The organism is Pseudoduganella sp. RAF53_2 (assembly GCF_052113985.1).
Taxonomy (GTDB): Bacteria; Pseudomonadota; Gammaproteobacteria; order Burkholderiales; family Burkholderiaceae_D; genus Rugamonas.
Window position 1 is genome coordinate 1 of sequence record NZ_JBFRDW010000140.1, and the last position, 10,677, is coordinate 10,677.

Sequence of the window (10,677 nt, forward strand, 5' to 3'; positions counted from 1 at the left end):
AAGGTGGACAAGGCCTTCACCAATGAACTGGACCGGTCGAACGAGGGCAGGGTGTAAGGTGGACAAGGCCTTCACCAATGAACTGGACCGGTCGACCGAGGGCAGGGTGTTTTTCCAGGCGATCGTGTCGATGGCGCAGGCGCTCGGCATGGTGGTGGTGGCCGAGGGCGTGGAGAACGCCCGGCAGCTGGAACTCCTTGAGGAACTGGGCTGTCACGAAGCGCAGGGCTACCACGTTGGCCGCCCCGTGCCACCGGGTGAAATGGCGGTGCGCCTGGCGGCGGAAGCTACCGCCTTGGCCGAGCATGTCTGAAATGCATTCTTATTTCCAATACGTCATCACCCCGTCACATACGGCAGTTAGGATGATGCCGGTCAGCTAACTCATACTACGTCCCGTGGAATTCAACGCCTCCCGCCACCATTTGCCGCGCTTCCGCCAGTCGACCGCCGCTGATCTGTGCGTGGCGACGGTTGCCGTGCCTTCCGATACGAGCAACACGGCAGTGCAGCAGCTGTTCACCGAACGCCGCGACCTGATGAGCCTTCCGGTGCTGGAAGATGGCCGCCCGATTGGCCTGATCAGCCGCAATATCTTCATGTCGCAGATGTCCAAGCCCTATTACCACGAGCTGTACGGGAAGAAGAGCTGCATCGCCTTCATGGACAAGGACCCGCTGATCGTCGATGCGGACCTGAGTATCGAATCGCTGACCTTCCGCGCCGTTGAATCGGGCGAGAAGGCGCTGGCCGACGGTTTCATCATCACCCGCGATGGTGGCCTGGCCGGTGTCGGCTTCGGCCTGCAGCTGATGAACGTGGTCGCCAATATGCAGGCGGAAAAGAACCGCCAGATCATGCACTCCATCGAATACGCCAGCGTAATCCAGCGTTCCTTGCTGCGCAGCTCGCGCGAGGCGCTGGCTGAAGTGCTGGACGACGCCCACCTGGAATGGCAGCCGCGCGACGTGGTCGGCGGCGATTTCTTCCTGGTGCAGCGCCACAAGGATGGCTGGTTCGGCGCCATCGCCGATTGCACCGGCCATGGCGTGCCGGGCGCCTTCATGACCCTGATCGCATCCTCCGTGCTGACGCAGGCCTTGCAGCGTCTGGGGCCGCGCGATCCAGGCGCGCTGATGGCGGAAGTGAACCGCGGCGTCAAAGCGATGCTGGGGCAGACCGAAGAACTGCGCGGCATGGCGGAATCGGACGATGGTCTGGACGCCGCCCTGATGTGGTACGAACATTCCGAACGCCGCCTGCGTTTCGCCGGTGCGCGCCTGTCGCTGCAGGTACTGGCGCCGAAGCAGGAAGAGCCAACCGTCTGCGAAGGCGAACGCTCCGGCGTGGGCTATGTGGACACTGCCGGCGAGCAGTCATGGCCTAACCATACCCTGCATCTTGAACCAGACACCTTGCTGTTCGTGACCACGGACGGCCTGATCGACCAGATTGGCGGTCAAAAATCCATCGCGTACGGCAAGCGCCGCATGCGCGAGCAATTGCTGGCCCGCCGCGACGAGCCCTCGGCCACGGTGGCTGAAGGCTTGCTGAACGATCTGCGCGAGTGGCAAGGCGAACAGCCGCGCCGCGACGACCTGACATTTTTCTGTTTCCGCCCATGAGGAGCATTCCGTTGTTGTACGAAGAGTTTGAGGATTTCTGGCAGGTCGCTCAGAAGCGCCATGTCATTTTCTTTTATACGGGTTACTTCTCCCAGCACGTGGTGGCTGCCATTTCCGAAACCATCCGTGCGCGTCTCGACACGGCCGGCGCTGCCGGTCCTRCGCGCCGCCGCATTTTCTCGGCCTTCGTCGAAATGTCGCAGAACATCATGCATTATTCGTCCGAGTCGCTGACGCCGGACGCGGAGCGCGACCAGCAGATGCGCCGCGGCTCCTTCTGCATCGGCAGCCGTGATGACAACTTCTTCCTGCTCAGCGCCAATCCGGTCCATACCGACCGCGTTGAGTCGATTCGGACCCGCCTGGAACCGCTGCGTACCATGACGGTGGAAGAGATCAAGCTGGCGTACAAGAAGGCCCTGCGCGAAGCGGCGCCGGAGGACAGCAAAGGCGCGGGCCTGGGCTTCCTCACCATGGCGCGCGAAGCCAGCGAGCCGCTGGAATTTGAATTCGTCCCGGCGCCGAACAAGCCGGACACCACTATTTTCTGCATCAAAGCGATCATCTGAGCGCATACCTATGGAATCTCTGTTTATTGCCGCCTCGCCCACCTCGCCGGAAGTCGACTTCCGTTTCAATGAGCACACCCTGTCGCTGAAGGGCGAGTCCTACCCTGAAAATGCCGCCGCGTTTTACGGCCCGGTCATCGAGCGCCTGCGCGTGTACCTGGCAGAGTGCAGCGAGGCGGCCATTACCGTGAACGTGTCGCTGGCGTACTTCAACAGCTCCAGCACCAAGATGCTGTTCGCATTATTCGAGTCCCTCAACGACGCCGCGCAGGCCGGCAACACCGTGGTGTTGAACTGGTATCGCGATGAGGAAGACGATACGATTGAAGAATTTGGAGAAGAATTGCGCGACGACTTCCCCGCACTACAATTTAACGACCGACCCATATGAATTCATTGCAGAACGCCGCTGTAGCCGAAGCACCCGACCTGTTCGCCAGTGAGCAGGCCGCGCTGGAGGCTGCACGCGCCGTGTATGCAGGGGAAGGCGGAGATAGCCACCGGGCGCTGGGCCAGCTGTTGGTCCACTACGAGCGTCTGCTGCGCGAAACCCGCCGCCTCGTTCAGCGCAGCGACCGCGCCGAACGCCAGATGAACCAGATGAATTTCCGCCTGCAGGAACTGGCCAGCCAACTGGAATTCCGCGCCAGTCATGATCCGCTCACCGGAGCACTGAACCGCGCCGCCGTCATCGAACACGCCAGCCTCGGCATGATGGAAGAGGACATGGTGCTGATCGTGCTGGACATCGACCACTTCAAGCAAGTCAACGACAGCTTCGGCCACCCGGCAGGCGATGCAGTGATTCGCACCGTGGTGCAGTGTCTGCGCGAACTGCTGGGCGAAGATGCGGCTGTCGGACGTGTCGGCGGCGAAGAATTTTCCGTGGTATGGCCAGGTCTGACCCTGGCCGAAGGCCGCGAACTGGGTGAGCGCATCCGTGCTGCGATCGAAGCCCAATCCTGGCCCGAACCAATCGACCGCCCGGTCACGGCCAGCGTCGGCGTCAGCTGGAATGAACGCGGCAGCAGCTTCGAACAAGCCTACAGCCGCGCCGACCAGGCGCTCTACCGCGCCAAACGCGGCGGCCGCAATTGTGTTTGCGTCGCCGATTGATTAAGCGCTAGCCGTCCTGTTTGCCTTGAAAGGACTTTAGTCTCGGCATGTTCTGGATATGGAAGCTCTCAATTGCTCCCGCCGCCACCATGCGCTGCAGAGCTGCATACGAGGCATTGGCGCCGGCATAAGAACTGCCCTTGTAGAGGTGGTGCACGGTGAGCTTCCTGATCTTGACTTTTGGCGTCGGGCTCCAGGGACTGCTATCCAGCTTCATGCCGTTTTTCCACCAGCTGATGATGTTTTCAGTACATCCCACCGTCTTGGCCGACAAATTCCCTTCGGACGTGCAGGGACTTGATGAAACATAGTAATCACCGATGTTAATAATGTCCGGGATTGGCTGGCGTGTCGCTTGCAACAGCGCGACATGCTGGTGAACCATAATGGGGATGCGGTCTTCAGCGTGCGTGTGTTCCGCATCCTCAAGATGATTGATTTCAGCAAATTCCACTAAATGATCTAGCGCTTGCACGGAGTAAGTCAGACTGGCATGTGAAGTCACTGTGCCGCCAGGGCCTTGAGGCGAGGCCTGAGACCAGACTGTATTGAACGTGCCGCCCTGCTGATCGTTAGTCAGCCCACCTGTGTAGTAGCCAGGTATGCCTGTCGGCATTTGCTGCGCTCTCTGAATGATGGATTTAGCTTGCATCGCGCGAGGCGGTGTCGCCAGTCGGCCTGCAGTTGGTTTATATACGGCTGGCGTGGCGGGAATGGCGCGTTTGGCCTGAATAGCCTTCGGAACTGTCGGCGGTTTCTTATTCATCATGCCTCCGGAGCATCGTCGTCACTTGCAGCGTAGCCGATGACGATGTCCGGAATTCTCACTATTTGTCACTTAGCGCGTCGGCTTGACGGCGATTGGCGGATAGGCCGGCGCGCGGACTGGCCGAAGTTGCGTCAATGCGGCAATCAATAACGTCAGATTCAGCCAGGCGAACCAGTCGCCCCAGCGCGTGTAGAGCGTGTGGCTCTGGTGGAGTGGGAGATCGCCTACTAGTGTTGCGTCCCCATTTTCGTCCGTGGCTTCGACGATGACGCGGCCGCGGTCGTCGGACAGCGTCAGGCTGCCGCGGCGGGCCACGCGGGCGATGGCGAAGCCGTTCTCGACGCCGCGCATGATGGCCATGCGGCCATGCAGCCAGCCATCGGCGCCGAAGTCCCAGGCGGGGACCAGCAGCAGATTGGCGTTACGCGCGCCGTAGGCGTGGCCGATGTCATGGAAGTCCATGTCTTTGCAGATGGCCAGGCCGGTTTGCGCGCCAGGCAGCATGGCGTAGGCGGTTCCGGGAGTGTATTTGCTTTCGAATCCAGGGATCAGGTGCTGCTTGGCATAGGTCACCGCCTGTGGTGCGCCTGGCATGAACGCCTGCACCGCATTGCGTTCATCGTGCTGGTCTTGCAATGCAACCCCGGCGTCGATGATCATTTGGCGGCGGGCCGCCAGCTCGGCCAGCGCCGGGATTCCGCTTGCGTCAGTGGCAAAAGCCGTTTCAGGCAGCACGACGGTTTGGGCGCCTTGTGCGGCCAGCGCGTCGATTCCGGCAACGTAGCGCGCCAGCAGGGCCTGGCCTTCCGGCGATGAGACTGCGGGACGGATCGGACCTTGCAGTGTAATCAGGCCGATGCGCGCTGCGCTACTTGCGGGGGCGTGCAACCGCATGACGCCGAACGCAAAAGTCGCGATCACGACAAGGGCAGCGCCGCCGGCAATCGCCGCGCGCACACGTGCGCCCGCCGGAGCGGCCATAACGGTGGCCAAGGCGGACGGCGCCAGCAGCATCACGAAGACCACGCCCCAGATGCCGGTCACGCTGGCGAGCTGGATTACCGGCAGCGCGTCCATCTGGCTGTAAGCGAGGCTGCCGAAAGTGCCATGGGGCGAAGTCAGAGAGCCGAGATAATCCAGCGAGACATACAGCGCGGGGAAAGCCACGGCCGCCGCGGTGTAGCGGCCGGACTGCATCAGGCGGCGATGCAGCAGCACCGCCAGTGCGAAGGTGATCGCGGGGACGGCCACGACAGCCACGCCGACCGGCAGCGTCAGGCGAATGATGTCATGTATGTAGTGCCAGAGATTCAGGCCAGCGCAGGCACCCGCAAGCAGGGCGGCAAGTGCGGCCCAGTACCAGCGCAGGCGCGGCGCCGCCAGCAGCAAAGGCAGCGGGGCGAGCCAGGCCAGGTAGGCGACCGGTGCCAGTCCGGTGCCAAACCACCATGCGGCGCCGGACAGCACGGCTGCCACGGCGCCAGCCAACATCACTCCACGATTATCGCTTGATGCCATTGAACAGGACTCCAAAGGATTGAAGGTAAAAGGCGCGGAACTGCGCTTCGTTGTAGCTGAAGCGCCCCGCGCGGTAAAGGGAAATCAGGCCGTGCGCCTGACCCCACATGATCATGGCCAGGTCCCAGGGATCGCCTTCGCGCAGCAGTCCTTGCCGCATGCCTTCGACCAGCATGTCGGCAATGACGTTGAGCGTTGGCGAGCGGCGTGCGCGAAAGTCTTCGGGAAAGCGGCGCGCGTCGTCGCGTGAAACGGAAAAGCTGTAATCGAACAGGTGAGGGTGCTGTAGCGCGTAATCGAGGTAGTTTTCCATCGAGTGCAGCAGCGCGTGCATCAGGTCGGGATGCTGGGCGCGCTGTAGCCAGTTCTGCGCGACTTCGGTGAAGGCATCGTCGGAAATGCGCTTGAGCAGCGCTTCCCGGTTGGCGAAGTGGCGGTAAATGGCCATCGGCGTGATACCGACAGCTTCGGCCACGCGGCGCATGGAGACGGCTGCGGCGCCTTCCTTTTCGAGGAGCTTGCGCGCGGCGCGAAGAATTTTGTCCTGTGTTGTCAATTCAGTCATGTATACAGCGTATACTTGACCGGCGAAGATGTCAACACGCGGCTTGCGCGGAAGTTTTCAGCTATTCAGCATGCGGGTCAGCTTGAAGAGGGCGTCGCGCAGGGCCTTGGCTTCTTCGCCACCGACTTTGCTTTCAAACTCGGCCTGCGCTTGCTGCCACAGTTGATAAGCCTCGACGTATTTCGCCTGCCCGGTGGAACTCAGCGCGAGCACTTGTTTACGCGGACTGTCCGGTGACGGTGCGTGCAGCACATAACCATCGCGCGTGAGCGGCTGCAGCGCGCGCAGCAGGCTGGTACGGTCGAGCACCAGTTTGTCGGCCAGCGCCTGAATGGTGATGTGCGGGTTACGGCTGATGTGACTCAGGATGGAGTATTGCGGACCCGTCAGCCCGCAGCGGCCGACATACTGGTCGTATAAATTTGAAACGCTGCGCGTCGCCTGGCGCAGTGCGAAGGCGTTGCAGCTTGGGTCACTAGTGAAATCGTCCATGATTGAAGTTTAACCGATTAGAACCCACGGCAAGGACAGGTGCCTGCCACGCCGTGGCAGGCACCAGGTTCAGGCTCAGGTTTTATCCCAGCCGCCGCCGAGCGCGCGGATGAGCGCCACGGTGGTCACAGCCCGGTTGCCGCGCAACTGCACAGCGGTGCGTTCCACTGTCGTCAGATTGCGCTGCGCATCGAGCAGTTCCAGATAGCTGGAACGGCCTGCGTCGTACAGCTTCTGCGCCAGGTCGGCCGAGCGGCGCGCCGACACCAGCGCGTCCTCAATCTCGGAAGTCTGGCCGCTCAGGATGCGCAAGCCGGCCAGGTTGTCCTCGACTTCAGCGAAGGCGGTCAGCACGGTCTGGCGGTAAGAGCCCACGGATTCCTCAAGCGAAGCTTCCGCGCGGTTCACGCCGTTGCGATAGCGGCCGCCGTCGATGACCGGCGCGGACAGCACAGCACCCAGCAGCCAGGACTGGCCGGTAGTCTTGAAGATGTCCGAGAAGGTGCCGGCCACGCCGCCTGCCGAGGCGCCAATGTTTAGCGAAGGGAACAGTGCCGCGCGCGCCACGCCGATGCGGGCATTGGCAGCTTCCATCGCACGCTGGGCGGAGGCGATGTCGGGACGGCGTTCCAGCAACGAAGAAGGCATGCCTGCCGGGATATTCGGCATCAGCGTGCCATCCAGCAGCGGGCTGGCGCCTGCCGTGAAGTTCGCGGCCGGTTTGCCCAGCAGGACAGCCAGTGCGTGTTCCAGGCTTGTGCGCTGACGCTGCAGTCCGATCGCGTCGGCACGGGTGGTGGACAGTTCCGTCCTGGCGCGCGACAGATCGAATTCGCCGATGTCACCCAGGTCAAAACGGCGCTGATTGACGCGCACGTTTTCTTCACGCAGACGCACGGTTTCAGCCAGCGTATCCAGCTCGGCATCGGTGGAGCGCAGACGGAAATAGGTCTGCGCCACGTCCGCCTGAAGCGAGAGCAGCACTGAGCGGTAGGTCGCTTGCGAAGCATCGGCGTCGCCACGCGCTGCCGCCACGTTGGAGGCAACACGCCCGAACAGATCGACTTCGTAGCTCGCCGTCAGTTTGGCGCTGTAGGTGTTGCTGACGGGCGGATTGGCGCCGGCCGGCAGACGGGCTTCCAGCGCAGACGGGCCGCCACGCTGGGCGCCAACGCCTGCATTCACTTGCGGAATGCGGTCCGCTTCAGCGATGCCTGCAATGGCGCGCGCTTGTTTCACACGCGCCGCGGCGACGGCGAGATTGGCATTGTTGCCGGTAGCTTCCTTGATCAGCGCCGTGAGTGCAGAGTCATTGAAGACCAGCCACCACTCGCCGCGCGCCTGCTGTTCGGCAGGCTGGGCACGGGTCCAGCGTGTGCCGTCCGCGGCGACATGGATGGCCTGGTTGTCGAGCTCCTTGAATGCGTTCGGCACGGAGACGTTGGGCTGCTTGAATTCCGGCGCGGCGCAACCGGCCAGCAGAAATACCGCAGCCGCGATAGGTGTAATCAGCGATTTCATTAGTGAGAGCCCTCCAGCTGTGGCGCGGTCGCCGGCGCAGGCGTTTTCTCGAAACGCTTGGCCAGATTACGAATCAGCACATAGAACACCGGCGTCAGGAACAGGCCAAACAAGGTCACGCCCAGCATCCCCGAAAATACCGCGATACCCATGGCGCGGCGCATTTCCCAGCCGGCGCCATGCGAATACACCAGCGGCACCACGCCCATGATGAAGGCGATCGACGTCATCAGGATCGGACGCAGACGCATACGGCATGCTTCCAGCGCTGCCTGCAGAATGGTGCGGCCATGATGTTCCAGCTCGCGCGCAAACTCCACAATCAGAATCGCATTCTTCGACGCCAGACCAACCAGCACGAACAGCGCGATCTGGGTGAAAATATTGTTGTCGCCGCCCGTGATCTTCACACCAATCATGGCGCACAGGATGGACATCGGCACGATCAGGATCACGGCCAGCGGCAGAGTCCAGCTTTCGTATTGGGCCGCCAGCACCAGGAACACCAGCAGCACGCAGATCGGGAACACGAAGATCAGGGTATTGCCTGCGATGATGTCCAGATAGGTCAGCTCGGTCCACTCATAGCTGATGCCTTTCGGCAGGGTCTCGGCGGCGATCCGTTCCATGGCGGCGCGTGCCTGCGTGGTCGAGTAGCCCGGCGCCGGATTGACGTTTAGGTCCGCGGCAACATAGGTGTTATAACGCTGCACGCGATCCGGACCATAGCTGTCTTCAATCTTCATCAGCGAAGACAGCGGAATCATCTCGCCCTTGTCGCTACGGACTTTCAATTGCTTGATGTCTTCCACGCGGGAGCGGAATTGTGCGTCTGCCTGTACGCGCACCTGATAGGTACGGCCGAACTGGTTGAAGTCATTGACGTACAGCGAACCGAGGTTGATCTGCAAAGTCTGGTTGATGACCTGCAGCGGCACGCCCAACTGCTTGGCCTTGGTGCGGTCGATATCCGCATACAGCTGCGGCACGTTGACCTGGTAGCCGGAGAAGGCGCCGACCAGTTCAGGCGTCTTGCGCGTGCGCTCGATCAGCTGCTGGGTGGCTTTATACAGCTCGTCGTAACCCAGGTTGCCGCGGTCTTCGACCATCATTTTCAGGCCGCCGATGGTGCCCAGGCCATAGACTGGCGGTGGCGAGAACACCTTCACGAAGGCGTCCTGGATGGAGCCGGCGCGCTTGTTGATTTCAGCGGCAATGCCAGGACCACCGGTTTCCTTGGTGGTGCGGGTCTGCGGTGGCTGTTCGCCGACGAACACGATACCCTGGTTTGGGGCATTGGTCAGATCGTTCACGGACAGGCCGGGGAAGCCGACGGCATTGCGGGCGCCCGGTACGCCAAGGGCGACGTCGCCGGTGCGGCGGATGACGTCCTGGGTGCGTTCCAGCGAGGCGGCGTCGGGCAGTTTGACGAAGCCAACCAGATAGCCCTTGTCCTGCGCGGGCACGAAGCCTCCCGRCACCAGCTTGAACATCAGCGCGGCAGCAGCCACCAGCACCAGGTACAGGCCGATCGATGCAGCTTTGCGGCCCAGCACACCTTTCACGCCACCTTCATATTTGGTCGAAGCACGGCCGAAGAAGCGGTTGAAGCGCGAGAAGAAGCCACCGAGCACCTTTTCCATCATGATGGTCATCTTGTCTTTGGCCGCGTGGTGCGGCTTCAGCAAAGTGGCCGTCAGGGCGGGCGCCAGCGTCAGCGAGCAGAATGCCGAAATCACGGTGGAAATGGCAATCGTCAGCGCGAACTGCTTGTAGAACTGGCCGGTCAGGCCGGAGACGAAAGAGATCGGCACGAACACGGCGCACAGCACCAGCGCGATGGCGATAATCGGACCGCTCACTTCCTTCATCGCCTGCACGGTGGCATCGCGCGGCGACAGTCCGCCCGCGATATTCCGCTCAACGTTTTCCACGACCACGATCGCGTCGTCGACCACGATACCAATGGCCAGCACCAAGCCGAACAGGGTCAGCGTGTTGATGGAGAAGCCAAAGCCCAGCATCACGGCGAAAGTTCCGACCACCGACACCGGAACGGCCAGCAGCGGAATGATGGAAGCGCGCCAGGTTTGCAGGAACACGATCACCACGATCACCACCAGAATCACAGCTTCCAGCAGGGTATGGATCACGGCTTCAATGGATTCGCGCACGAACTGCGTCGGGTCATAGGCGATGCGGTATTCCAGGCCTTTCGGGAAGTCTTTCTTCAGTTCTTCCATCTTGGCGCGAACGTCGGTGGAAATCTGCAAATCGTTTGYACCGGGAGCGGCGTAGATGATCAGCGCCGTGGCAGGCTTGTTGTCCAGCAGGGAATTCACGACGTAGCTGCCCGCACCCAGTTCGATACGCGCCAGATCCTTCAGCAGGGTGACGCCGCCGTCTTCATTGGTCTTGACGATGATGTTGCCGAAGTCTTCCACCGTTTTCAGGCGGCCTTTGGTGTTCAGGGTGAACTGGAAATCGGCGTCTTTGCTGGGC

General features: G+C 61.7%; 11 protein-coding genes. 5 read left to right on the plus strand and 6 right to left on the minus strand.

Annotation, left to right across the window (positions count from 1 at the left end):
• The first annotated feature begins 58 nt into the window (after positions 1-58).
• The 5 genes from AB4Z11_RS10755 to AB4Z11_RS10775 all read left to right on the plus strand — a co-directional run bounded on the left by AB4Z11_RS10755 (position 59) and on the right by AB4Z11_RS10775 (position 3,310).
• Positions 59-313: an EAL domain-containing protein gene (locus AB4Z11_RS10755; RefSeq protein WP_442025239.1), complete on the plus strand. Its 255-nt coding sequence runs from the start codon at positions 59-61 to the stop codon at positions 311-313.
• 85 nt (positions 314-398) lie between these two features.
• A complete protein-coding gene (locus AB4Z11_RS10760; RefSeq protein ID WP_442025240.1) occupies positions 399-1,625 on the plus strand; it encodes a SpoIIE family protein phosphatase in 1,227 nt (408 codons plus the stop codon).
• Positions 1,626-1,636: 11 nt separating this feature from the next.
• Positions 1,637-2,194, plus strand: a complete 558-nt coding sequence (locus AB4Z11_RS10765) for a SiaB family protein kinase (RefSeq protein ID WP_442025241.1) — start codon at positions 1,637-1,639, stop codon at positions 2,192-2,194.
• A gap of 10 nt (positions 2,195-2,204) precedes the next feature.
• Positions 2,205-2,585, plus strand: a complete 381-nt coding sequence (locus tag AB4Z11_RS10770) for a DUF1987 domain-containing protein (RefSeq protein WP_442025242.1) — start codon at positions 2,205-2,207, stop codon at positions 2,583-2,585.
• Positions 2,582-3,310, plus strand: coding sequence for a diguanylate cyclase (locus tag AB4Z11_RS10775; protein ID WP_442025243.1), 729 nt, complete (start codon positions 2,582-2,584; stop codon positions 3,308-3,310). Before AB4Z11_RS10770 ends, AB4Z11_RS10775 begins: the two co-directional genes overlap by 4 nt.
• Before the next feature lie 7 nt (positions 3,311-3,317).
• Here the strand turns inward: AB4Z11_RS10775 and AB4Z11_RS10780 are convergent, their stop codons facing one another.
• The 6 genes from AB4Z11_RS10780 to AB4Z11_RS10805 all read right to left on the minus strand — a co-directional run.
• Complete coding sequence (locus AB4Z11_RS10780) at positions 3,318-4,079, minus strand: hypothetical protein (RefSeq protein ID WP_442025244.1); 762 nt, start codon at positions 4,077-4,079, stop codon at positions 3,318-3,320.
• Between the two features lie 69 nt (positions 4,080-4,148).
• Positions 4,149-5,570 carry a nitrilase-related carbon-nitrogen hydrolase gene (locus tag AB4Z11_RS10785; protein ID WP_442025245.1) on the minus strand — a complete coding sequence of 474 codons (1,422 nt, stop codon included), beginning with the start codon at positions 5,568-5,570 and terminating at the stop codon, positions 4,149-4,151.
• A 10-nt stretch (positions 5,571-5,580) separates the two neighbouring features.
• Positions 5,581-6,162, minus strand: coding sequence for a TetR/AcrR family transcriptional regulator (locus AB4Z11_RS10790; RefSeq protein WP_442025246.1), 582 nt, complete (start codon positions 6,160-6,162; stop codon positions 5,581-5,583).
• Positions 6,163-6,219: 57 nt separating this feature from the next.
• Positions 6,220-6,654 carry a MarR family winged helix-turn-helix transcriptional regulator gene (locus AB4Z11_RS10795; protein WP_442025247.1) on the minus strand — a complete coding sequence of 145 codons (435 nt, stop codon included), beginning with the start codon at positions 6,652-6,654 and terminating at the stop codon, positions 6,220-6,222.
• A 75-nt stretch (positions 6,655-6,729) separates the two neighbouring features.
• Positions 6,730-8,175, minus strand: a complete 1,446-nt coding sequence (locus AB4Z11_RS10800) for an efflux transporter outer membrane subunit (RefSeq protein WP_442025248.1) — start codon at positions 8,173-8,175, stop codon at positions 6,730-6,732.
• Positions 8,175-10,677, minus strand: a 2,503-nt coding sequence (locus tag AB4Z11_RS10805) for an efflux RND transporter permease subunit (RefSeq protein ID WP_442025249.1), incomplete at its 5' end; no start/stop codon positions are given. The genes AB4Z11_RS10805 and AB4Z11_RS10800, both read right to left, overlap by 1 nt.